1 protein-coding gene is annotated in these 337 nt (G+C 54.0%); it reads left to right on the top strand.

Annotated features, from left to right (window positions below):
- Positions 1 to 337, top strand: a 337-nt coding sequence (locus Q4563_RS17770) for an Rnf-Nqr domain containing protein (RefSeq protein ID WP_303605446.1), incomplete at both ends; no start/stop codon positions are given.

The following is a 337-nucleotide window of genomic DNA, read 5'->3' as shown; positions in this document are numbered from 1 at the left end:
CCTTTACCACGGTCGCCGAACTGGTGATGCAAGCCTTTACCTACGAGCTGTATCAGGTGCTGGGGATCTTTATTCCCCTGATCGTCACCAACTGCGCGATACTGGGCCGCGCTGATGCCTTTGCCTGCAAAAATCCTATCCTTCCCTCCATCGTCGACGGCTTTATGATGGCGTTGGGCTTTACCGCCGTCCTGGTGGTGCTGGGTGCCATGCGTGAAATACTGGGTCAGGGTGTGATTTTCTCCAATATGCAGCTGCTGTTTGGAGCGGATGCCGCACACTGGAAAATAGAGCTGTTCAGCGATTACCCGGATTTTCTGTTTGCGATTCTGCCACC

Source organism: Gilvimarinus sp. 1_MG-2023, from assembly GCF_030548285.1.
The sequence above is the reverse complement of the archived record's forward strand: the minus strand, read 5'-3'. Positions and strand labels throughout refer to the sequence as shown.